Raw genomic sequence first — 22,770 nt, forward strand, 5'->3', positions numbered from 1 at the left:
TCTCCACCCCGCCTGCCACGTTTCGTTGTCAAATAACAAACAGGAAAAGGGACTGATGACGAAAAATTTGCTTACTTTTGCATACTATATGGAGCAATTATACAATGATTTTGGCAGCTGGATACGCGGCAAATTCGCCTTCCGCGTGCAGAAGCTATCGGTAGACGGAGGCTTTTCGTGCCCCAACCGCGATGGCCGCATCAGCTTCGGTGGATGCACCTACTGCGATAACCGCACCTTCAACCCGGCCTATTGCGACCGCAGCAAATCCGTTACCCGGCAGCTGGAAGAAGGCAAGCGCTTCTTTGCACGCAAGTATCCTGACATGAAGTACCTGGCTTACTTTCAGGCTTTTACCAATACTTACGCCCCTTTGCCGCAACTGATGGACATGTACGAGGAGGCTTTACAGGTAGAAGACATAGTCGGAATAGTAATTGGAACACGCCCGGACTGCGTTTCCAGCGCCCTGCTCGATAGTTTGCAGGAGCTCAGCAAGCGCACGTTCGTGCTGGTGGAATACGGTATCGAAAGTGCCAACGACGAAACCTTGCGCCGCATCAACCGCGGACACGACTTCGAATGTAGCCGCCGTGCCATCGCAGAAACCCACAACCGCGGCATCCTCACCGGCGGACACATCATTCTGGGACTGCCCGGAGAGGATGCCGACGAGAGCATCCGCCAGGCTCCCCTCATATCATCGCTCCCGCTGGACATCCTGAAGATACACCAGATGCAGATTATCCGCGGCACAGCTCTGGCCCGGAGCTACGCCGAAAAGCCGTTCCACGTCTACACGGTAGATGAATACATTACACTGATTATTGCCTACCTGCGCCGTTTGCGCAGTGATTTGGTAATAGAAAGGTTCGTGAGCCAGTCGCCCGCCAACCTGCTCATAGCACCCAAATGGGGGCTGAAGAACTACGAATTCACAAATCTGCTCGTCGGCAGACTTCGCAACAGCGGAGCCCGCCAGGGCGATTTGGCCTACACCATCTGCGAGTAGTCGTCGCTGATGAGCAGCTGCGCCACCGGGATATGCTGGTGCTGGCGCATGTACTTCTCTACTCTGGCCACATATTCGGTCTTGAAGAAGTTGGTGCCCAGGGCCTTGTTAACCACCCACATCACCTTGCCCATGTGCATGTCCTTCTCGAACTGCGAGCGCGAATCGTACTGCTCCATGGGATAAAGACTCAAAAGATAGAACGTAAGGCAGTCGGGCACGATGTACCGCCGCGTCATGGTAACCCGCTGGGAGTAGTCATAATACTTGGAATAGAGCGGATAATTCTCGCCCATATACTTGTCCAGGCAAATGCCTATCTGGCGGTCGCCCACGATGATGCTGTGGTCCAGCGCACCTATCTGGGCGTACACCTGCGGCACGGGGAAGTCGGGAAGAATGGAGCGGAGATTGTCGAACGATGTTTGGAGCTGACTGTTCAGGTCGTCCATGTTGGCATATTCGGCCTCGGTGTCGGCTATCAGCATCTGCAACGTAGAGTCCTGGTAAAAGCGCAGGAACTTGTTGCTTATCTCGGGGTCGTTCACCTCGCCTATCTGCAGCACCTTCTCTATCAGCGTACGGGTCTCTACGGGGTACTCGATGTTCATCTGCTGCAAGGCCGAGAAGTCGCCCGTAGTAAGATAACGGCTCTCCAGGCGGTCGTAACGCTGCACCTCCACGTGAGCGCTACCATCGCTGTCTCCGTTTGGCTTGAGCTTCCACTCGCAGCCCGTACAGAGCATCAACACCGCTATTACTATGAAACTTAATCTTCTCACCCTGTATCTTACAATCTCGGTTTCACTCGCAAAAGTACTAAAAAATATTTTTTAATCCAAGTGTTTTGCTAAAAAAATTAAATTTTTCGGCATTTTTCGCCCTTTTCAATAAGAAGTGTAAAACTTCTGCCTGTTTCTTTCTGCCTCTCTGGAGCTCGGGAACCGGATTACGGCAAGCGGCCTTCAGCGGTCCAAAAGTTATGCTTGCCGGGGCTTGAAGCTATGCTTCAGGAACTTTCGACAAGTGTCGCACATGAATTCGACACTTGTCGCACGATTGTTTGACAAGTGTCAAAAGTTCCCGGATGATGCCTGTTGCACTCTCACGCCACTCTTTCGGCTACCCCGAAGCAGCGCTCCGGCGGCGTTACAGTCGGCTTGCGGCAAGCCCGCAGGCCGCCAGGCGGTCAGGGCAAGTCGGCATAATGCTTTCTGCCTTTGGCGTAATACTGCCACAGCAAGCTGAACTGGCGCCGCTCGCTGACGGTTTCCACCACACGCGATGCCTGTATCCGCGCCCTGTCTTCCTTGAAATCAGGCAGCCAGCTGCGGAAAGCCTTGCGGGCCCGGAATATGGCCTTGAAGTCGCCCACGTTCCTGTTTACTATCAAAGTCTCGAACGCCGCCAGGTAATCCAGGAACCAGCGCCAGCGCATAACGTGACGGAGTTCCTGCTCGGGTAGGTTCTTGTAGAGCATGGTGAGGTTGTTGCGGAAGTTCAGGAAGGTCTTCATCGGGTTGCCCTTGGGCAGTGTCCCGCCCCCCACATGGTACACGTAGCTCTCCGGTATGCAGTAGATTTTGCGGCCGAGCAGCCGCAGCCGCCAGCACATGTCTATTTCCTCGTTGTGCGCAAAGAAGCGACCGTCGAGCCCGTTCACCCGCCAATAGTCCTCACTGCGTATCATCAGGCAGGCGCCCGTTGCCCAGAGCACCTCCGTGCGGTAGTCGTACTGTCCGTTGTCAACCTCGACCGTATCGAAAATCCGGCCGCGGCAGAAGGGGTAGCCGTACTTGTCGAGATAGCCGCCCGACGCCCCCGCATATTCAAAACTGTCCCTGTCGTGCACCGAGAGCAACTTGGGCTGGCAGACGGCGCACTCCGGATGGTTGTCCATAAACTCGATGAGCGGCGTCAGCCAGTGGTGCGTTACCTGCACATCCGAGTTGAGCAACAGGTAGTAATCGGCCTCTATTCGGGCCAGCGCCTTGTTGTAGCCGTCGGCAAAGCCCCAGTTCTGCTCCAGCTGAATGGTCTTGACAGAAGGGAAGTCACGGCGGAGCATAGTCATGGAGTCATCGGTCGAAGCGTTATCGGCCACGAAGACAGTGGCCTCATCGCGTGAATATTCCAGCACCGTAGGCAGATACGTACGCAACATAGCCTGCCCGTTCCAGTTCAGTATGACGATAGCCAGCTTCATAAGAGTATGGCTTTGAGTGCCGTTCCGGCATGATTGAACTCGCCCAACCGCACCCGCAGCAGCTGGTTGTCGAACTCCTCGCGTGCTTCACGGGCGCTCAGCTCCACGCGGATGTAGTTACGCGTAAAACCGTGCATGGCCTTTCCGCGTGCCGCTTTCTCAAAGAGAACCTCTGCCTCCTGCCCTATGTGGGCGGCATAGAAGGCATGCGTCTTCTCGTCCGACAGCTTCAGGAGCCGGTTGCTGCGCGCTTTCTTGTCCTTGTCGGCCACCACGTAGGGAATGGACAGCGCGCTGGTGCCGGGCCGCTCGGAGTAAGGGAACACGTGGAGCTGGGTTACAGGCAGCGAGTCCAGGAACTCATAACACTCCTCGAACAGTTCCGGGCGCTCGCCACGGCAGCCCACCATTACATCCACCCCAATGAAGGCATCGGGCATTTTCTCCTTGATGAGCCGTATCTTGTGGGCAAAGAGCGCCGTGTCATAGCGCCGGTGCATGAGGCGCAGCACCTCATCAGAGCCGCTCTGCAGCGGTATATGGAAGTGCGGCATAAAGGCCCGGCTGCCTGCACAGTAGTCTATCAGCTCGTCAGTCAGCAAATCGGGCTCCAGGCTCGATATGCGGAAGCGGCTGATACCCTCCACTCCGTCGAGTGCTCTGACGAGGTCGATGAAGCGCTCGTGGGTGGTTTCGCCGAAGTCTCCGATGTTTACGCCGGTCAGCACGATTTCCTTTCCGCCCTCTGCCGCTGCCCTCCGGGCCTGCTCTACCAGCGAAGCGATGGTAGGATTGCGGCTGAACCCACGGGCATAAGGTATCGTGCAGTAGGTGCAGAAATAGTTGCAGCCATCCTGAACCTTGAGGAAATAGCGCGTGCGATTGCCTCTGGAGCACGAAGGCTGGAACGATGTGATATCTTTGGTCCTGACGGAATGGAACTCATGCAACGCCCCGTTGCCGCCTGCCGCATTACGAGCAGTGCCGTCTCTGGTGGCCCAGGCGTTGGAGAGATACTGCACCAGGTCGGCTTTCTCGTTGCTGCCCAGCACCAGGTCTACCCCGTCTATACGCGCCACATAGTCGGGTTTGAGCTGGGCGTAGCAGCCCGTCACCACGACAAAGGAGCCGGGGTTCTCCCTCACCATGCGGTGAATGGCCTGCCGGCACTTGTGGTCGGCCACCTCGGTAACCGAGCAAGTGTTGATGAGACATATATCCGCGCGCTCTTCCTTCTCCGCTGTCCGCACACCCATGTCCTGCAGCAGCCGGCCGAAAGTTGAGGTCTCGCTGAAGTTGAGCTTGCAGCCCAGCGTATAGTATTTGGCAGTTTTACCCTGAAAGGCACTCGTATCTATCATATATATAATAATGTATATCCGATTGGAGTTGCAAAGATACAAAATAAAGGAGAAAAAACGACCCTTTAAACCCTTTTTAAACGCGGTGTTGAAGCACGCGAAATACTTTAACCTCTATTAACTATTTGCAAGCTGTTGATATTCAATGGATTAGAAATTAGTTACAAAACAGACCAAAAAAAAACACAAAAAAAAGTACAGCATATCGAAAAAAGCCTTACCTTTGCAATGTTTTAATAAACAAATGATTGTTTTACAGATTTAAAAAGCAAAGAAAATGAAGAAATTAGTTTTAATGTTCGTAGCTATCGCAGCTATCTCTTTCGCATCTTGTGGTAACAAAACTGCAGCTCCTGCTGAGGGCGCTGACTCTGACACCGCAATGGTTGACTCTGCTGCCGATTCTGCAGCTGTTGACTCTGCAGCAACTGATTCTGCTACAGCTGAGTAATTATAGCTCGAACTGAAAAATGAGAGACGACCGTCCGGAACCAAGTTCCGGGCGGTTTTTTTGTTTATACGGGTAGGGGCCCGATGCCGTCCGGCGGCAGTTGAGCGGAAAGGCTGACGTCTGCGACGGGCTCTCCGACCCTCTTGAAGCATAGCTCTCACTCTGCAGGAGCTATGCTTCAACAGGCTCAAAGCATAGCTCTTTTTCGTAACGAGATGGCCTCACTACGATAGTGAGATGGCCTCACTACGATAGTGAGATGGCCTCACTGCGATAGTGAGATGGCCTCACTGCGATAGTGAGATGGCCTCACTACGATAGTGAGATGGCATCACTACGATAGTGAGATGGCCTCACTGCGATAGTGAGATGGCCTCACTGCGATAAGGAGATGGCCTCCTTACTTCCTTGCGATAAGTTGACGGGCTTCTTGTTTAATATTCGCCCCAGGCTTTAATGTCAATATCCTGCGGGCGAAGCGTGCAGAACGCCGTGATGAAAGCACTGGCCAGCCTGCTGTTGGTAATGAGCGGGATGTTGAGGTCGATGGCCGTGCGGCGGATTTTGTAACCGTTGGTCAGCTCGCGCGGCGTCAGGTCTTTCGGAATATTCACCACCATGTCTATCCGGCGGTCGCGCATGAGGGTGAGCGCCTGCGGCTCGCAGTTCTCGTCCGACGGCCAATAGACGCGCGTGTTCTCTACTCCGTTCTCGTCCAGGTACTTCGACGTGCCGCCGGTTGCATACAGTTCGTAGCCATGCTGCTTCAGCATCTTGGCCGCATCGAGCATCTCCGCCTTCTGCTTGGCACCGCCCGTAGAGAGGAGCACGGAGTGTTTGGGGATGCGATGGCCTACGGAGAGCATCGACTTGAGCAATGCCTGGTTGGTATCATCGCCCAGACAGCCCACTTCGCCCGTACTGCTCATGTCGACTCCCAATACGGGGTCGGCCTTCTGCAGGCGGTTGAAGCTGAACTGACTGGCCTTGATGCCAACGTAATCGAGGTCGAAGAGGTTCTTGTTAGGCTTCTCGACGGGCAGCCCCAGCATAATCTTGGTAGCCAGTTCGATGAGATTCAGCTTCAGTACCTTGCTCACAAAGGGGAACGAACGGCTGGCCCGAAGGTTGCATTCGATGACGAGTATATCGTTTTCGCGCGCCATGAACTGGATGTTGAAGGGGCCGTTGATGTGCAAGGCAGAGGCTATCTGACGGCTCACGCGCTTGATGCGGCGTACCGTTTCGACGTAAAGTTTCTGCGGAGGGAACTGGATGGTGGCGTCGCCTGAATGCACTCCGGCAAACTCGATGTGCTCACTGATGGCGTAGGCCATGATTTCGCCGTTGCGTGCCACGGCATCCATCTCTATCTCCTTGGCGTTTTCAATAAATTTGGAGACCACCACGGGATGGTCTTCGCTTACGTTGGCAGCCAGACGAAGGAAACGGCCCAGCTCGTCGGCATTGGAACATACGTTCATGGCAGCACCCGAAAGCACGTACGAGGGGCGCACCAGGACGGGGAAACCCACCCGAGCCACGAAGCTGTCAATGTCGCTCATACTGGTAAGGGCACTCCACTCGGGCTGGTTAATGCCCAGACGGGTGAGCATGGCCGAGAACTTGGCGCGGTCTTCAGCATTGTCTATGTCCTTGGCCGCGGTGCCCAGTATGGGCACGTTGGCAGCATCGAGCCACATGGCCAGGTTATTGGGAATCTGTCCGCCCGTAGAAACAACGACGCCGTAGGGGTTCTCCCACTCGATGATATCCATCACGCGCTCAAACGTGAGTTCATCGAAGTAGAGCCTGTCGCACATGTCGTAGTCGGTTGAAACAGTCTCGGGGTTGTAGTTTATCATGATACTACGGTAGCCTTCCTTGCGGATCGAGTTGAGTGCCTGTACGCCGCACCAGTCGAACTCCACGGAGCTGCCGATGCGATAGGCACCCGAACCGAGTACGATAACGGAGCGCTTGTCGTTGTAACTCGCCACATCGCTCTTTACGCCGGCATAAGTTACGTAGAGATAATTGGTCTGTGCAGGGTATTCGGCAGCCAAGGTATCAATCTGTTTCACCACGGGCAGGATGCCATAGTTCTTGCGCAGGTTGCGTATAACGAGCGTGGCTCTGTGCATATTGGCTATCTCATTCTCCAAACCTACGGCCCGCGCAATCTGGAAATCGGTAAAACCGTTGACCTTGGCCGTGCGCAGCAGCTCCTTGTCGAGCGTGTTGACATTGCGCTTCTTCAGTGTTTCGTCTATGTCGATGATATGCTTCAGCTTCTGCAGGAACCACTTGTCAATCTTTGTGAGCTCGTGTATCTGGTCGACGGTGTAGTCTTTGTGCATGGCTTTGGAGATAACGAACACGCGCTTGTCGGTAGGCTCTCGAAGGGCTGCATCAATGTCGGGAATTTCCAACTCCTTGTTTTCAACGAAGCCGTGCATGCCCTGCCCTATCATGCGCAAGCCTTTCTGTATGGCTTCCTCGAAGTTTCGGCCAATGGCCATCACCTCGCCCACCGACTTCATGCTGGAGCCTAACTCCTTATCAACGCCACGGAACTTGGACAAATCCCAGCGTGGTATCTTGCAAACCACATAGTCCAGAGCCGGCTCAAAGAAAGCACTCGTGGTCTTGGTAACGGAGTTCTTGAGCTCGAAAAGGCCGTAGCCCATGCCCAACTTGGCAGCAACGAAGGCGAGCGGATAGCCCGTGGCCTTGGATGCCAGAGCCGACGAGCGGCTCAAACGGGCGTTAACCTCGATGACGCGGTAGTCTTCACTCTGTGGGTCGAAGGCATACTGCACGTTACATTCGCCTACGATGCCGATGTGGCGCACTATCTTGATGGAGAGTGCACGCAGCTTGTGATACTCGCTGTTGGTAAGAGTTTGCGACGGAGCAATAACGATTGACTCGCCGGTATGGATGCCCAGCGGGTCGAAGTTCTCCATGTTGCAAACCGTGATGCAGTTGTCGTAGCGGTCGCGAACTACCTCGTATTCTATCTCCTTCCATCCCTTCAGGCTCTTCTCCACCAGCACTTGCGGAGAGAACGAGAAGGCTTTTTCGGCCAGTTTGTTCAGTTCTTCCTCGTTATCGGCAAATCCGCTTCCGAGTCCTCCTAAGGCGTAAGCGGCCCGAATGATGACGGGATAGCCGAGTTCGCGGGCTGCCTTGCGGGTTTGCTCAATGTTTTCGCAAGCCTCGCTGCTGATGGTATTGACCTTGATTTCCCTGAGTTTCTCGACAAACAGCTCACGGTCCTCGGTATCCATGATGGCCTGAACGGGTGTGCCGAGCACCTTCACATTATATTTATCGAGCACTCCGCTCCGGTAAAGCTCAACACCACAGTTCAAGGCAGTCTGCCCGCCGAACGACAGAAGGATGCCGTCGGGGCGCTCCTTCTCAATGACGCGTTCAACGAAATAAGGCTGCACGGGGAGGAAATAAATCTGGTCGGCAACGCCTTCGGATGTTTGCACGGTGGCAATGTTGGGGTTGATGAGTACGGTAGAGACTCCTTCCTCGCGCAAAGCCTTCAGGGCCTGGGAGCCGGAATAGTCGAATTCGCCGGCTTCTCCAATCTTCAGGGCGCCGGAACCCAATAACAAAACTTTCTTGATATTTTCGTCTTTCATGCTGTCTTTACCTTAGTGTTTCTACAAATTTATCGAACATGAACTCCGTATCCACAGGACCAGAACAGGCTTCGGGGTGAAACTGCGAGGTGAACCAGGGATTCTCCTTGTGGCGGATGCCCTCGTTGGAACCGTCGTTCATGTTCACGAAGAGCTCTTCCCAATCGCTTCCCAACGTTTTGGCATCAACGGCGTAACCGTGGTTCTGGCTGGTTATGTAGCACTTATTGGTGCCCACAAGCCGTACCGGCTGGTTATGACTGCGGTGGCCGTACTTGAGTTTGTAGATGGTTGCACCGGCTGCCTTGGCCAGAAGCTGGTTACCCATGCAGATGCCGCATATTGGCTTGCGGCTAAGAGACAGCTGCTTGCGGATTATCTTCACTGCATCCTCGCATGTATCAGGGTCACCCGGGCCGTTGGCAAGGAAGAGTCCGTCGAACTCCATGCCCGTATAATCATAGTTCCAAGGTACACGCACCACCTCCACTCCGCGGTTAATCAGGCAACGGATGATGTTGGCTTTCACGCCGCAGTCAACGAGGATGACTTTTTTTCCAGCTCCCTCGTTGTACCGGATGATTTCTTTGCAGCTGACCCTGTCTACAAAGTTCACGCCTTCATAATCGGCCTGGGGCACGTTGTCGGGTTCATCGTCAAAGATTATCTTGCCCATCATCACGCCATGTTCACGTAACACCTTCGTCAGTTCGCGCGTGTCAATGCCCGTTATGCCCGGCACATGCTCACGCTTCAGCCAGTCGGCCAGGCTCTCTACGGCATTCCAGTGAGAATACTCCTCACTGTAATCGGCCACGATGATGGCCGATGCGTATATCTTGTCACTCTCCATGTAGGTTGGCAGGTGGTTTTCCTCCATCGTGAAAGGAGGCACGCCGTAGTTTCCTACAAGCGGGTAAGTGAGCGTCATCAACTGTCCGGCATAGGAAGGGTCGGTTAAACTCTCCGGATATCCCGTCATGGCAGTGTTGAATACGACCTCTCCGGCAACGGGAGCAGCATAGCCAAAGCTCTTGCCATGAAACTTTGTACCGTCGGATAAAACAAGTGTTACATTCTTCATCTTTATCATCTTTAAGTTGGAACCGAGGTGGTCAGGGGGCTGGTTACTTGCCGTCAGTATCCGGTTCCATGCTTTTTAGAATTTCTGTTCGTATTGGTATACCTTCTCAATATAGTTGACAAAAGCCTGATTGCAGAGCTTTGTGCCGCCCGGTGTGGGATATTTGCCCGTAAAATACCAGTCGCCCTTATGGTTGGGGATGGCTTCGTGCAGTCCTTCTATTGACTGGAATACGATTTCTATCGGCGTTGTCACGCCCTCGGGGCGTAGCATCTCCACGATCTTCTCATTGATTTCCTCGACGGTAAACGGCTGGTAGATGTCCCGAACACAGTTGCGCATCTCGTTTTTAGGTTTCTTCACCTCCTCGACACAATTCCGGTAGGTGGTCTCTATCAGGTCGTACATGCCACGGTCTTTCAGCAATTCGATGGTTGCACGGAACACGCAGAACTCTTCCAAGCGCGACATATCGATACCATAATAATCAGGATAGCGGATTTGGGGCGCACTGCTGACTACGATTATCTTCTTGGGATGGAGGCGATCCAGGATACGGATGATGCTTTCTTTAAGTGTTGTGCCGCGGACAATGCTGTCATCAATGATTACGAGATTGTCCTCATGCGGCGTCAGACTCTGATAGGTGATGTCATACACGTGGGAAGCCAAATCGTTGCGGGCTGCTCCCTCCGTGATAAACGTGCGCAACTTGATATCTTTCCAAGCTACCTTTTCCATGCGCACCGACTCGGACAGAATGCTGTCCAGCTCTTCACGGGTAGGCTGATGGCCTAAACTCTGGATGGCTTTTATCTTTTTCTCGTGTATGTAATCCCTGAACCCTTGCAACAGTCCGTAGAAGGCAACCTCGGCAGTGTTAGGAATAAAGGAGAAAACAGTATGCTGCGTATCGTAATCAACGGCCTTGAGTATTGGCTGAGTCAACTGTGCACCGAGCTGTTTACGCTCTTTGTAGATATCTCTGTCGGACCCACGGCTGAAGTAGATGCGCTCAAAAGAACAGGCGGCATCAGCTTTCGGCTCGATAATCTGCTCCAAGGAGCATTCTCCGTTTCGCTTTACGATGATGGCTTCACCAGCTTTCAGTTCCTGAACATCACTGCACTCCAAGTCGAAAGTTGTTTGAAGAACGGGGCGCTCGGATGCCACCACGACAATCTCATCATTCTTATAATAGAATGCCGGACGGATGTTCCAAGGGTCTCTCATGACGAACGCCTCGCCCGAACCTGTCAATCCGCACACCGCATAACCACCGTCAAAGTTCTTCATTGAAGTCTTCAACACATTGCTAATCTTCACATGATTGTCAATGTAGCGCGTGATATCCTCATCCTCCAACTCCATGGCATGTGCAGCAACGAAGTTTCGTTCCACTTCGCGGTCGAGCCTGTGCCCCATCAGCTCCAACATCAGGTAGCTGTCACTGTAGATGCGCGGACATTGTCCCTGCTTAGTGAGCGTGCTGAATATCTCGTCGATGTTCGTCATATTAAAGTTACCGCAGATACACAAGTTCTTTGCTTTCCAGTTGTTCCGGCGCAGAAACGGATGCACATACTGCAAACCACTTTTTCCGGTTGTAGAGTAACGCAGGTGCCCCATATAGAGTTCTCCGGCAAAAGGCAGGTTCAATTTGGCAAAATCTGCATCTTTCAGCTTTTCCTCATCAACATTCTTATATGCCCCGCGTACGTTTCGGAAAATCTCCGTTATGGCATCCTTTCCCTCTGCACGCTCTCGGAACATGTATTCGTTACCGGGTTCCGTATCCAACTTTACGCAGGCAATTCCTGCACCCTCCTGACCACGATTGTGTTCTTTCTCCATCATCAGGTAGAGTTTGTTGAGTCCGTACATCCAAGTACCGTACTTGTGCTGGTAATAGCTAAGCGGCTTCAACAGTCTGACAAGTGCAATACCACATTCATGCTTCAAAGGCTCCATTTAGAATATCTCCCCATTCATAAAAAAATGAAGAATGCAATGTTTTTAAACCATTAGTCATTCTTCATTTCCAATTATCATCGTTATTTAATTTCGTAATATATTAACCAGCAGCGAGGCTACGGAAGTCGTAATACCGATAAGCGAGAACCAGATGGTTGTTGAGGCTCCAATTCCAGAACTCTTGGCCTTTACGCCGTTGGGCTCTACATATAGAATATCATTCTGCTGCATATAGTAATATGGCGAACTGAAAAGATTAGCGTCGTTCAAGTTCAATCGGTGCATACTCTTTTGCCCATTAGCATCTTCACGTATCAACATTACATTGTCGCGCTTGCCGTAGAGAGTCAAGTCACCAGCCTGGGCAAGTGCTTCCACTACGCTCATTTTCTCGGTGTTAACCGGAATCACGCCCGGGTTATTAACTTCGCCGGTAACCGTTACGCGATAGCTGGCCATTCGTACCGTTACTATAGGGTTCTCGCGGGCTGCCATATATGGTTTTATCTTGGCCGCAATTTCATCTTGACACTCATTCTTTGTCAATCCTTCTACATGAACCTTACCTACTACAGGAAAGTTAATATAACCTTCATTGTCTACCAGATAGCCTTGTAAAGAGCCTCCGCCGCTTGTAAGCTGCCCGCTGGTACCAACCGTGCTCCCCACCGAAAGGTTGAACGGCGCAGCTGCTGCAGGGTCTGTTGTATTAACCGTAATGGTCAGCATGTCCTTGGGCATGATTTTAGCATCGTACAAACCACGGCTTGCAGCCCAGTTGATGGAGTCTGCGTTCTGCCAGTAAGCTACCTTCTTGCTGCCTGCACAACTGCCAACCAGCAATATCATCATCAAAGCGACGAAAGGAACAAGTATTTTCTTCATATTTATATAAGTATATGTTACATTCGTATAAAAACACTGCAAAATTAAATTTATTTTTTTGAATTAGCAAATGTTTCCTCGAATAATTGTGGCAAAAACAGCAAGTCGCAGTTTTTCATGCCTTGCGATAACCATGAGGCGAAGAATGAGCGACAGCCTCCACAGCAGCAGGACACCGTCTGCGCAGAGCTATTTAGTCCACAGATAGTTCTTTACATTATGGTAACAGATATTCTCCACCATACGGTTCAGCGTGTCGCTGTCATCGGGCAGGATTCCCCGCTCCACATCATTGCCAATCATGTTGCACAGCAGGCGGCGGAAATATTCATGATAGGAGAAATCAAGGAACGAACGCGCTGCCGACTTTACGCCAATGGAACGCGACAACAACCCCAGCGACGAGAGCGTGTTAATTTGCTGAACCATGTTCTCCGCCTGGTTGTTCAGCCCCCACCCCAGCCCGAACTGGATGTTGCTTGAGGTCCTCAGCATGGAGGCGATGATGTCGTTGGCATTCGGCGACTGGCTGTACAGGATGGTTCTTGGCAGCCTGCCTTCCTCATCGAGACCGTGCAGATAGCGGTACATGGCGCGTGCAGCCTGTGTGCTGTCAACCGACCACAGGTGATATTGCTGTGTCCAGTTCGACTCAAAGTCCATTTCCGACATGCGCCGCAGGAAGCTGTGCTTGTATTGCTTGACTTCAAATTCGGGCAGGCACTGGCCGCGCATGGCTTTCTCAAATATTGTTTCTATCTGCGAGTCTGTGTGAGCCTCGTCGCTGAATTCGTAGATATCCAGATTGGAAACTACGCAGTGGTGAGCCTGAAAATACTCATGCCGCGCCTGCAGCACGTCCATCAGGTCGCGATAGCTGGTTATTTCCGTATTGGCTGTTTCCTCCAGCCGGTGTATGTAGGCAGCATAGCCGTCGCCTTCTATGTTCAGCGCCTTCACTGGATGCCACACAGGCAGCATCGTTAGACTGCAGGCTGCGCCCTCTCCGCCTTGCATCGTTTCATGAAAGCTAAGGTCATCGGTCGGGTCTTCCTCGCTCCCGATGCACTCCATGTTGAATTTCCGCATGATGCCCCTCACGGAGAAGTCCGCGTCAGCCAGCCTGCGGTTACATTCCTCGTATATTTCACGGGCTGTATCCTTATTGAGCAGCTTGTCGATACCGAAGATACGCTTCAGCTCCATGTGTGTCCAGTGGTAGATGGGGTTACGCAGGGCATTGCCAACAGCCTCGGCCCACTTGCTGAACTTCTGCCAGTCGTCGCCCCCGGTTTTCAGCTTCTCCACGTCGGTATCGTTCATGCGCATGATGTTCCACTTGCTGATATCGTCCTCAATCCACAACTCCGTGATGCTCTTAAAACGATAGTCCTCGGCCACTTTACGTGCGTCGAGCCTGCAGTCGTAGTCTATCACGGGCATAGGTTCTGCATGTCCGTGATACAGCTGGCGTGCGGTCTCGCTCTCCAGCAGGAAATCCTGATCCATAAACTTTTTCATATTGCAAATTTACATTATTTTTTGCGATTTAATAAAAAAGAGCTATATTTGCGTTGAAAATTAACAATCAATCACCATCAAGACATGTCCAATATATTAAATAAGGTATTGCTCATCTATACCGGGGGAACTATCGGCATGGACATCAACCCCGATACCAATGCACTTGAGCCTCTCGATTTCAACCACTTGTTTGAGCACATGCCCGAATTCCACTACCTCAAGACCGACATTGAAGTCCGCCAGTTCTCCACCCCGATAGATTCCAGCGACATGTCGCCCCTGATATGGGCACAGCTCGTTAACATCATAGCCACCGAATACGCCAATTACGACGGCTTCATCATTCTGCACGGCACCGACACCATGGCCTATACGGCCTCTGCCCTGTCCTTCATGCTCGAGAACCTGACCAAACCCGTTATCCTCACCGGCAGCCAGCTGCCCATCGGACAGCTCCGAACCGACGGCAAGGAAAATCTGCTCACCAGTATCGAACTGGCTTCCGCTCACCATGCCGACGGCACCCCGATGGTTCCCGAGGTGTGCATCTACTTCAGCGGACACTTGCTGCGCGGCAACAGGAGCACCAAGCAGAATGCCGACGGGTTTGATGCTTTCGACAGTTTCAACTACCCTCACCTCTGCGATGCAGGCGTAAACTTCGACTTCCACGACCATAACATCCTCACGCCCGACTACAGCCGACCCATGATTCCACACACACAGATGGACTCCCGGTCCATCGTTTTCTCCCTCTTCCCCGGTTTACAGGAGGACATCGTGCGCCATGTGCTTGGCTCGCCACAGCTGCGCAGCATCATCATGCGCACCTTCGGCAGCGGCAATGCGCCCCAGGATTTGTGGCTCATGAAGATTCTAACCGAGGCATCGGAGCGCGGTGTCATCATCGTAAACATCAGCCAATGCGTGAGCGGACGCGTTGAGATGGCCCGATACGATGCCGGATTCCAGCTTAAGAATGCCGGCATCATCAGCGGCTACGACAGTACGGTCGAAGCGGCCGTAACCAAACTCATGTATCTGCAGGCCCGTTACTCGGACGCTACCACCATCCGCAGCCTCATGAACCAATCCATCGCCGGCGAAATATCACTCCCTTAAAAAGACTTAATTTGTACTTTTTACAACTACTTTATTTGGTCAAAAGTCCAAAAAGTGCTATTTTTGCACTGCAATCATAAACGATACAATTTAAATTAGCGAACAGCAATGAAAGAATTAAAAGGAACAAAGACAGAGAAAAACCTGCAGGAAGCCTTTGCAGGCGAGAGTATGGCACGCAACAAGTACACCTATTTTGCCAGCAAGGCAAAGAAGGACGGCTTCGAGCAGATTGCAGCTATCTTCCAGGAGACGGCCGACAACGAGAAAGAACATGCCAAACTGTGGTTCAAATACCTTGAAGGCGGCGACCTCAAGTCGACCAAAGAAAACCTGAAAGCTGCTGCCGAAGGCGAGAATTACGAGTGGACCGACATGTACGACCGCATGGCCAAGGATGCCGAAGAAGAAGGCTTTACGCAGATAGCAGCCAAGTTCCGTGGCGTTGCAGCCATTGAGAAAACCCACGAGGAGCGCTATCGCAAGCTCCTGAAGAATATCGAGGACGCCCTCGTGTTCTCCCGCGACGGCGACGCCATCTGGGTTTGCCGTAACTGCGGCCATGTAGTAATCGGCCCCAAGGCTCCCCAGGTGTGCCCCGTATGCGCCCACCCGCAGAGCTTCTTCGAACTGAAGCCCGAGAACTTCTAAGCACTTGCACATACATCAGCTAATCAAGCAAGCCGGGCCGGCGGAGCAACAACTCCGCCGGCCCTTTCTCTTTTCTCCGCGCACGATAACCGATAACGGTGCAGAACGCCTGCTTAATGGGTATTGCCAGCCTCCGTCAAAATAGCGGGAAGTATGCTTCGGGAACTTTCGACAAGTGTCGCACGATGGTGTGACACCTGTCGAATAATCGTGCGACACTTGTCGAAAGTTCCTGCTCATGCCCATCAACACCTCTGAACCACCCTCCTAACAACCTTTACTCGTGCCTGTTGTCCTGCCTTCGGCGCTGTTACCGTTGGTTGCACACCCGCCGGCAGACATTAAAATGGCAGCAAAAAATGCAGTTGTATGTTTGTGTATTCTCCCGATTTGGCTTATCTTTGCAATCCGAACTATCAATATTAAACAGAAATGAGAGCAAGAACAGCCAACTGGTTTGAAACAACGGTTAAGTACGAGCGTGCCGGCGACGACGGCATGAACACCAAGGTAACTGAAACATACGTAGTAGATGCGTTGAGCTTCGGCGAGGCCGAGGAGACCATTACGACCGAGATGTCGTCGCTCGTGAGCGGAGAGTTCGTGGTAAAGAACATCACCCCCGCCGCCTACGGCGAGATTTTCTTCAGCGAGAACGAAAGTGACGACCGCTGGTACAAGGCCAAGCTGACCTTTATCACCATCGACGAGGAGAAAGGAAAGGAAAAACGCACCAGCGTGAACTATCTCGTACAGGCCGCCACCATTAACGGGGCGCTGAAGAATCTGGACGAGGTGATGGGCGGAACGGCCATTGACTACGTGGTGGCCAACATCAGCGAAACCAAGATAATGGATGTATATGAGCACAACGCACCGGCCGGCAAGACTGCTGCCGGCGACAAGCCGGAATACGAACAGGCCGAAACAGCGGGCAAGGAGGAAAAATAATGGACGTTGATGTAGCAAGAAACTTACACGAGGTGCTGGCCAACCTGCCCGAAGGAGTAAGACTGGTTGCCATCAGCAAGTACCACCCCAACGAGTACATTGAGGCGGCCTATGCCCAGGGTCAGCGCCTCTTCGGCGAAAGCAGAGAGCAGGAGCTCTCGCGCAAGGCAGGGTCGCTGCCTAAGGACATCAGGTGGCACTTCATCGGTCACCTGCAAACCAACAAGGTGAAGTATGTTGCACCCTACATCTCCATGATAGACGCCGTAGACAGCATGAAGCTGCTACGCGAAATAAACAGGCAGGCAGCCAAGTGCGGCCGCACCATCGACGTGCTGCTGGAGCTCCACATAGCCGAAGAAGAAACCAAGTACGGCCTCACCCTCGGCGCAGCAAGGGAGCTGCTGGACGGCGGCGAGTGGCGCGAACTGCACAACGTAAGAATTTGCGGACTGATGATGATGGCCAGCAACGTGGACGACGAGGCGCAGATAGCGCGCGAGTTTGACACTGCTGCCGCCTTCTTTGATGAGTGCAAGAAGACCTACTTCAAGGACGACGACGCCTTCTGCGAGCGTTCCTGGGGCATGAGTCACGACTATCAGCTGGCCATCGCCCACGGTTCTACCATGGTGCGGGTGGGCACTTCCATCTTTGGTCCTCGCGTGTACTGATACTCTTGCTACGCACTGTGCCATCCGCACAATTCAGAAAACTGGCAAACAGAAAAGGCTGACCTCACCGGTCAGCCTTTTCGTTGTATCATGCTGTAGCTTCGTTACTTGTTAACCACCTTGCGGCCGTTCTGTATATACACGCCTGCAGGCAGCAGTTCGAAGTCGCGCCCAACGTAGATACCGTCGAGCGTGAATATGCGGTCGTCGGCTTTACGTGCGCTTGGCGTGGTTTCCTGTACCCGGTCAAGGCCCGTGGTGGCGAAAACTTCGTTGAAGTCAACATACACCGTTCCGTCCAGCTCGTTGATGTTTGGCAGCCTGAAGGTAAAATCTCCGTTGTATGCTTTCATGTTGGGCAGCGTGCTGTTGGCTGCTATCTCCTTCACATTCTTCGTTCCCGGGAACGGGTCTCCGCCCAACTCGGCGTAATAGGTATCAGCATCTGTCGCATTGGCCGATGCCAGGCACTTGCCGTCGGCCGGCACCAAGGCAAAGCGGGGATGACCTGCAGTGTTGTTCACGTTGTTGGTAGGCAGCGAGAAAGCCGTCTTATCGTAATCTACATGGTAAATAATGAGGCCCTTACCGTGCTGTGCCTGGTTCCATTTCGTGTTCTGAATGTTCTCCAGTATCCAGTATTCATTGCCCGTGGCATCCTGGTCGTTCTTGATGCGATAGGCCTTTCCGCCCTCGTCTATGTTCACAAGAGCAACCTGCTGGGGCGTAGAGAGCGTTTCTATCTCCATCCAGCCAAAGGCCTCACGCTCCCAAGCAGTATAGGGAGTGGGCATTCTTCCGCTTGAAAGATATTCGCCTCCGTCCATCAGGTCCCAGTATTCCATGCTCTGGTTATCGTGTGTTTGCATCTCACTGTTGGTTGCATAGATATCCGGAAGGCCCATGGTATGGCTGAACTCATGGCAGAAGATGCCGATGCCGGCAATGGACTGGACTGTTGACTTCGGCGTTCCGTTCCTTTCTCCTGTCACGCAGTAACGTGAAACCGTTACTCCATCGCCGGTAGACACGCTTACTGCGGCCGAATTGGGCCAAATGTCGGCCTTGTTCTGGGTCATACTGCCCGAATAGCCGGCGTAGATGATGCAGCAAACATCTACCTTTCCGTCGCCATTGGCATCGTAATCCTTGAAGTTGATGTCGCCGTCGCAGGCTTTCACCACATCCGTAAACAATACCGACATGCCCTTTCCATTGCCGTAATAGGCTGATTGCTGGGTGAGTTTAATGGGCCCTTTCACATCGAAAACGGGCTTGAACTGGCCAAAGCTCATGTCTTCAAAGTACGAGCTCACGCTCTTGTAGTTCCTTGCCTCACCGAAGCCAAGGTCTGTGGGCCTGCCTTCACCGTTCAGGAACTGGTCGAAACTGGCCACTGGATCTTTCTCTTTGAACACTGTGTCGGCAAATTCCACAAGCAGCACGAGTGCCTTCGGCTGTCCCGTATGTGTAAAGAAGTTTTGCTGTTGCTGGATAGGTTCTCGGTTGATGGGTGCCCGCGTAACCGGCGCCGACAGCCTCCGGTCAAAATAAATCTTGCTTTCCTCCTGCAGGGCGATGGCTCTCAGCTCTGCCGCCAGGCGCAACTCGGGTTGGTGAGCCAGCTGGTCGGTTGCCGAAAGCTCGCCTTGCTCGCTGATGGCAGCTACATAGTAGGCTTTGTCTTGCTGCTTCAGGATAACGCCATCGGTCGTTGTTACCCAATTAAAATGCTCGTCGCCGTGCCCCACAACCCACAATTCGCTGCCGTCACTCTGGTTTACAAGCACGGGGGTAGGCAACGCCTTGGCGGCAAAAAGAGCCACGCAGGACAGGAATAAACAACAGGTAAGTAGAAATTTCTTCATATTTACGGTTCCGGTTTAATTGATTTCATCGTCTGGTCCGGCCGAAGAAATACTGGCCTTTGTGCTTTGTCCGGCCGCCGTATTCGATGGCATGATGCGGACAATGATGGTAGCAAGTGAAACAACTCAGGCAGTCGCCCTCGTGTTTCCACTGCGGCTCGCTGCCAAGTCCGCCGATGATGTCGTGCGTAGGGCACACGTCAGCGCAGATGCCGCACTTTACACAGCGGCTGCTGACGACATGGAAGGGCTTGTCTGTAATGAGATGCTTCTCGAAGAAGCCACCCACAGGCCCGCTGAAAAAGCCGGGTATGGGGCCTTTCTTTAGCTTCCGGATGCCCGTTCTACGGTTTCTGATGTCGTCAATAAAAGCGGCAAGGTCGGCTTCGGCCTGTTTTTTCTTCGCCGTCTCTCGCTCCTTGGAGTCTACATCCATAAAGGGCAAGCCCACATACGACTCGGGCATGATGAGCGAAAACTCGGCATCGGCTTGCAGCTGCTTGTCGGCAAGCTCGCGTTCTATATAATCCATAGCCAGTCCTATGCTGTCGCCGGCAGAACAGAGCGCATAAACATAATGGTGTGAGGCGGCCTCCACATCTTCCAAACGGAGCTTGCGGATGAACCGACGCACAATTTGAGGCGGCCTCCAGCCATGAATGGGGAACACGAAACCTATCATTTCGTCTTCCTTGAGCCGGAACTTACAGTCGCCGTTCATCACGTCCGGAATGTAGATAAGCTCTTCATTTAACTGCTGCTCCAAAGCCTTGGCAGCCCAGCGGGTATTACCTGTACCTGAGAAATAGAATATCATGGCGCAAAGGTAGGCATATTTATCGAATTGACAAAATAAATACAGGCTTTTCAACACAGGCTGCCAGCGGCTTAACTGCGCTTCATTGCTTACCTCTTCTGACTGTCCCCGGCTTCTTCCAGCGCAGCTGCAGCAGGGTTGCCGGCAGCCTGCAGCAAAAAGAAAGGCACACTCCGCGATTATTCAAATATATTTTCTATCTTTGCGTTGTCTACAGATGTACCTTGAAAAATAACGGATGAAGGACTCTTATGTGCTCGTATTTGTTACCGTGTCACTGATGACAGGCATCCTGACAGGTGAATATCTCCGGCCCGCTGTTCCCGTGTGGGTGTGGCCGGCGTGCCTGTTGCCATTGCTTCTGGTGCAGTTCGCGCACCGTATGGGCAACGGGCTGAAGAACTGCTGCCTGTATGCGGCCGTCATGCTGATGGGCATCTGGGTCCACGCCCTGCACGAGAAAGAAAACCGAGTGATGCTGACAGATGCCCCGGTGAGCTACGAAGCCGTGCTGCTAAGCAACCCGCAGGTACACGGAAAGGTCATTCAGTGCGACCTGATGGTCATCAGCAACGGGCTCACTCATAAAGTGAAAGCCTCCATCCTGCGTGATACCGTCGACAACAGATGGCAACGCATCCACCTGGGCGACGGCATCAGGGCCACCTCCGTGCTGCAGGAGCCCCGGAACTTCTATCCCAACGCAAACTTCGACTATGTGCGCTGGCTGCGCGTTCATGGCTTCCGGGCGCAGACCTTCATCTATTATGCCGACTGGCAGAAGGCAAGGGTGAAGCTGGCTCCGCTGTCCGCATTCGAGCGGTTGCGGCTACGGGCACTGCAATTCCGCAACAAACTCATCGACCGATACCGCATGCAGGGCCTGGACGGACAGCAGGAAGCTGTGCTGACGGCCATGACCTTGGGCGACAAATCATTGATATCCAACGATGTGCGCAATGATTATTCCATCTCCGGAGCATCACATCTCCTGGCTCTTTCAGGTCTCCATCTCGGCATTATCTATGCCATACTGGCCATGCTCACGGGCGGACGCCGCTACAGGAGCCAATGGCAGGAGTTGCTGCGGCAGTTCCTCATCCTCTCGGCTATATGGAGCTACACCGTGCTGGTGGGCATGTCGGCCTCCGTTATACGCTCGGCCGTCATGTTGACCATCTACGCCATCGTCATTCTGTTGCGCCGGCGGTCCTTCTCCCCCAACTCGCTGGCGCTGGCCGCATTCCTCATTCTGCTCCAGAACCCACTGGCTTTGTGGGACGTGGGGTTCCAGATGTCGTTCTTGGCCGTGGCCGGCATCCTGCTGTTCGTGCCGCTGATGGAGCGCTTCCTCACGGCTCCGGTACTGCAGAGGCGCGGCATCAGGTGGGTTGTATCCATGACCGAAGTCTCCATTGCCGCACAGCTGGGGGTGTTTCCCGTCACGATGTACTACTTCAGTCGCTTCTCCTCGTACTTCCTACTCACCAACTTCGTAGCCATACCGCTGGCCACCGCCGTTCTGTATCTTACCTTGCTGTTCTTTGCCACCAGTCCACTGCCGTGGCTGCAGCATGCCACTGCCACGGTCATAGGCACTGTTACAGGATGGCTCAACGGCAGTCTGTCGTGGCTGTCGGCACTGCCCGGCGCCTCCATTGAGAACATCCGCATCAACCACTGGCAGGTTGCGGCTATTTACATCATCATCCTTTGTGTGTATAGAATTATTTGTTTAACTTTGCACCCAAGATGACACAACGCTACTTCGTATATCTTTCGTACGACGGCACCGCCTATCACGGATGGCAGGTTCAGCCCAACGGCATCTCCGTACAGCAGGTTCTGGAACAGAAACTCACCACACTGCTCCGCCCTACCGATGCTGCCGGCATACAGGTAACGGGCGCCGGGCGCACGGATGCAGGCGTGCATGCCCGGCTGATGGTAGCTCACTTTGACACGGATACACCGATTGACTGCCCCCAGACAACCTACCGCCTGAACCGCATGCTGCCCCGCGACATTGCCATCAGCAAGATTGAGCCCGTGGCTGCCAACCTGCATGCCCGTTTCTCGGCCACTTCGCGCACCTATCATTATTATATCCACACGCAGCGCAACCCTTTCCTGCGCCATTATTCCTACGAAATGCCTTATAAGCTCGACTTCGGCAAGATGAACGAGGCCGCCCAACTACTGCTCAAGGTAGCCGATTTCGGCGCCTTCTGCAAGGCACACGCCGACGTAAAAACCACCCTCTGCCATGTAACCGAGGCCCGGTGGACGGCTGTGGAGGGCGACGACGAGGGCCGCTACTGCTTCATCATTACGGCCAACCGCTTTCTGCGCAACATGGTGCGGGCCGTAGTGGGAACGCTGGTTGACGTGGGCCGGGGCCGCATATCGGTCGAGGAATTCGGCCACATCATCGCTTCCGGCTCGCGCTCCAACGCCGGCGAGAGCATGCCGGGCAATGCCCTCTTCCTGTGGGACATCAGATACGGGAACGCCGAACGATAAAAGCCGAA

The 22,770-nt window shown here is 53.3% G+C and carries 18 protein-coding genes; 8 read left to right on the top strand and 10 right to left on the bottom strand.

Translation table 11 applies throughout. The features are described 5' to 3' along the window. Positions 1 to 88 precede the first annotated feature (88 nt). On the top strand, positions 89 to 1,012 hold the full coding sequence (locus tag BMW31_RS08780) for a tRNA modification radical SAM protein MnmL/YtqA (RefSeq protein WP_091824241.1): 924 nt from the start codon (positions 89 to 91) through the stop codon (positions 1,010 to 1,012). On the opposite strand, the gene BMW31_RS08785 is transcribed toward BMW31_RS08780, so the two are convergent. From BMW31_RS08785 to mtaB, 3 genes are all read right to left on the bottom strand, one after another. Next, positions 994 to 1,794 (bottom strand): gliding motility protein GldB-related protein, encoded by an 801-nt coding sequence (locus BMW31_RS08785; protein ID WP_091824244.1) that lies wholly within the window; start codon positions 1,792 to 1,794, stop codon positions 994 to 996. The genes BMW31_RS08780 and BMW31_RS08785 overlap by 19 nt on opposite strands. Before the next feature lie 407 nt (positions 1,795 to 2,201). Further along, on the bottom strand, positions 2,202 to 3,218 hold the full coding sequence (locus BMW31_RS08790; RefSeq protein WP_091824247.1) for a glycosyltransferase family 2 protein: 1,017 nt from the start codon (positions 3,216 to 3,218) through the stop codon (positions 2,202 to 2,204). Next, complete coding sequence (gene mtaB, locus BMW31_RS08795) at positions 3,215 to 4,579, bottom strand: tRNA (N(6)-L-threonylcarbamoyladenosine(37)-C(2))-methylthiotransferase MtaB (RefSeq protein ID WP_091824250.1); 1,365 nt, start codon at positions 4,577 to 4,579, stop codon at positions 3,215 to 3,217. Before mtaB ends, BMW31_RS08790 begins: the two co-directional genes overlap by 4 nt. 277 nt (positions 4,580 to 4,856) lie before the next feature. Between mtaB and BMW31_RS13470 the strand changes: the two genes are divergently transcribed. Continuing rightward, the gene (locus tag BMW31_RS13470; protein ID WP_177166298.1) at positions 4,857 to 5,030 is read left to right on the top strand and encodes a PG1828 family lipoprotein; all 174 of its coding nucleotides are present in this window, start codon (positions 4,857 to 4,859) and stop codon (positions 5,028 to 5,030) included. Between the two features lie 434 nt (positions 5,031 to 5,464). Here the strand turns inward: BMW31_RS13470 and carB are convergent, their stop codons facing one another. The 5 genes from carB to BMW31_RS08820 form a co-directional block, all read right to left on the bottom strand. Then, positions 5,465 to 8,689, bottom strand: coding sequence for a carbamoyl-phosphate synthase (glutamine-hydrolyzing) large subunit (gene carB / locus BMW31_RS08800; RefSeq protein ID WP_091824253.1), 3,225 nt, complete (start codon positions 8,687 to 8,689; stop codon positions 5,465 to 5,467). 7 nt (positions 8,690 to 8,696) lie between these two features. Continuing rightward, complete coding sequence (gene carA / locus BMW31_RS08805; protein ID WP_091824446.1) at positions 8,697 to 9,773, bottom strand: glutamine-hydrolyzing carbamoyl-phosphate synthase small subunit; 1,077 nt, start codon at positions 9,771 to 9,773, stop codon at positions 8,697 to 8,699. 75 nt (positions 9,774 to 9,848) lie between these two features. After that, the gene (locus BMW31_RS08810; RefSeq protein ID WP_091824256.1) at positions 9,849 to 11,744 is read right to left on the bottom strand and encodes an amidophosphoribosyltransferase; all 1,896 of its coding nucleotides are present in this window, start codon (positions 11,742 to 11,744) and stop codon (positions 9,849 to 9,851) included. An 87-nt stretch (positions 11,745 to 11,831) separates the two neighbouring features. After that, positions 11,832 to 12,632 (bottom strand): polysaccharide biosynthesis/export family protein, encoded by an 801-nt coding sequence (locus BMW31_RS08815; protein ID WP_091824259.1) that lies wholly within the window; start codon positions 12,630 to 12,632, stop codon positions 11,832 to 11,834. Between the two features lie 189 nt (positions 12,633 to 12,821). Next, positions 12,822 to 14,153 carry a glucuronate isomerase gene (locus tag BMW31_RS08820; protein WP_091824262.1) on the bottom strand — a complete coding sequence of 444 codons (1,332 nt, stop codon included), beginning with the start codon at positions 14,151 to 14,153 and terminating at the stop codon, positions 12,822 to 12,824. A gap of 84 nt (positions 14,154 to 14,237) precedes the next feature. On the opposite strand from BMW31_RS08820, the gene BMW31_RS08825 reads away from it, so the two are divergent. The 4 genes from BMW31_RS08825 to BMW31_RS08840 all read left to right on the top strand — a co-directional run bounded on the left by BMW31_RS08825 (position 14,238) and on the right by BMW31_RS08840 (position 17,554). Beyond that, positions 14,238 to 15,278 (top strand): type I asparaginase, encoded by a 1,041-nt coding sequence (locus tag BMW31_RS08825; protein ID WP_091824265.1) that lies wholly within the window; start codon positions 14,238 to 14,240, stop codon positions 15,276 to 15,278. A gap of 108 nt (positions 15,279 to 15,386) precedes the next feature. Further along, positions 15,387 to 15,929 (top strand): rubrerythrin, encoded by a 543-nt coding sequence (gene rbr, locus BMW31_RS08830; protein WP_091824270.1) that lies wholly within the window; start codon positions 15,387 to 15,389, stop codon positions 15,927 to 15,929. Between the two features lie 432 nt (positions 15,930 to 16,361). Then, positions 16,362 to 16,880 carry a DUF4494 domain-containing protein gene (locus BMW31_RS08835; protein ID WP_091824273.1) on the top strand — a complete coding sequence of 173 codons (519 nt, stop codon included), beginning with the start codon at positions 16,362 to 16,364 and terminating at the stop codon, positions 16,878 to 16,880. Then, positions 16,880 to 17,554, top strand: a complete 675-nt coding sequence (locus BMW31_RS08840) for a YggS family pyridoxal phosphate-dependent enzyme (RefSeq protein ID WP_091824277.1) — start codon at positions 16,880 to 16,882, stop codon at positions 17,552 to 17,554. The genes BMW31_RS08835 and BMW31_RS08840 overlap by 1 nt, the downstream gene beginning before the upstream one ends. 104 nt (positions 17,555 to 17,658) lie before the next feature. Here BMW31_RS08840 and BMW31_RS08845 read toward each other — a convergent pair whose 3' ends face one another. Both BMW31_RS08845 and BMW31_RS08850 read right to left on the bottom strand, forming a co-directional pair. After that, on the bottom strand, positions 17,659 to 19,422 hold the full coding sequence (locus BMW31_RS08845) for a M6 family metalloprotease domain-containing protein (protein WP_091824280.1): 1,764 nt from the start codon (positions 19,420 to 19,422) through the stop codon (positions 17,659 to 17,661). Between the two features lie 25 nt (positions 19,423 to 19,447). Further along, complete coding sequence (locus BMW31_RS08850; RefSeq protein WP_091824283.1) at positions 19,448 to 20,239, bottom strand: EFR1 family ferrodoxin; 792 nt, start codon at positions 20,237 to 20,239, stop codon at positions 19,448 to 19,450. A gap of 238 nt (positions 20,240 to 20,477) precedes the next feature. Between BMW31_RS08850 and BMW31_RS08855 the strand changes: the two genes are divergently transcribed. Continuing rightward, entirely contained in the window at positions 20,478 to 21,995 is a 1,518-nt protein-coding gene (locus BMW31_RS08855) for a ComEC/Rec2 family competence protein (RefSeq protein ID WP_091824286.1), read from the top strand. Further along, positions 21,992 to 22,762 carry a tRNA pseudouridine(38-40) synthase TruA gene (gene truA / locus BMW31_RS08860; protein WP_091824289.1) on the top strand — a complete coding sequence of 257 codons (771 nt, stop codon included), beginning with the start codon at positions 21,992 to 21,994 and terminating at the stop codon, positions 22,760 to 22,762. The genes BMW31_RS08855 and truA overlap by 4 nt, the downstream gene beginning before the upstream one ends. Positions 22,763 to 22,770: the final 8 nt, after the last annotated feature.

Source organism: Prevotella sp. kh1p2, from assembly GCF_900111525.1.
GTDB lineage: Bacteria > Bacteroidota > Bacteroidia > Bacteroidales > Bacteroidaceae > Prevotella.

Coding starts and splice junctions, on each gene's coding strand:
- BMW31_RS08780 (WP_091824241.1), top strand. CDS start 89: ATGGAGCAATTATACAATGATTTTGGCAGCTGGATACGCGGCAAATTC.
- BMW31_RS08790 (WP_091824247.1), bottom strand. CDS start 3,218: ATGAAGCTGGCTATCGTCATACTGAACTGGAACGGGCAGGCTATGTTG.
- mtaB (WP_091824250.1), bottom strand. CDS start 4,579: ATGATAGATACGAGTGCCTTTCAGGGTAAAACTGCCAAATACTATACG.
- BMW31_RS13470 (WP_177166298.1), top strand. CDS start 4,857: ATGAAGAAATTAGTTTTAATGTTCGTAGCTATCGCAGCTATCTCTTTC.
- carB (WP_091824253.1), bottom strand. CDS start 8,689: ATGAAAGACGAAAATATCAAGAAAGTTTTGTTATTGGGTTCCGGCGCC.
- carA (WP_091824446.1), bottom strand. CDS start 9,773: ATGAAGAATGTAACACTTGTTTTATCCGACGGTACAAAGTTTCATGGC.
- BMW31_RS08810 (WP_091824256.1), bottom strand. CDS start 11,744: ATGGAGCCTTTGAAGCATGAATGTGGTATTGCACTTGTCAGACTGTTG.
- BMW31_RS08815 (WP_091824259.1), bottom strand. CDS start 12,632: ATGAAGAAAATACTTGTTCCTTTCGTCGCTTTGATGATGATATTGCTG.
- BMW31_RS08820 (WP_091824262.1), bottom strand. CDS start 14,153: ATGAAAAAGTTTATGGATCAGGATTTCCTGCTGGAGAGCGAGACCGCA.
- BMW31_RS08825 (WP_091824265.1), top strand. CDS start 14,238: ATGTCCAATATATTAAATAAGGTATTGCTCATCTATACCGGGGGAACT.
- rbr (WP_091824270.1), top strand. CDS start 15,387: ATGAAAGAATTAAAAGGAACAAAGACAGAGAAAAACCTGCAGGAAGCC.
- BMW31_RS08835 (WP_091824273.1), top strand. CDS start 16,362: ATGAGAGCAAGAACAGCCAACTGGTTTGAAACAACGGTTAAGTACGAG.
- BMW31_RS08840 (WP_091824277.1), top strand. CDS start 16,880: ATGGACGTTGATGTAGCAAGAAACTTACACGAGGTGCTGGCCAACCTG.
- BMW31_RS08845 (WP_091824280.1), bottom strand. CDS start 19,422: ATGAAGAAATTTCTACTTACCTGTTGTTTATTCCTGTCCTGCGTGGCT.
- BMW31_RS08850 (WP_091824283.1), bottom strand. CDS start 20,239: ATGATATTCTATTTCTCAGGTACAGGTAATACCCGCTGGGCTGCCAAG.
- BMW31_RS08855 (WP_091824286.1), top strand. CDS start 20,478: ATGAAGGACTCTTATGTGCTCGTATTTGTTACCGTGTCACTGATGACA.
- truA (WP_091824289.1), top strand. CDS start 21,992: ATGACACAACGCTACTTCGTATATCTTTCGTACGACGGCACCGCCTAT.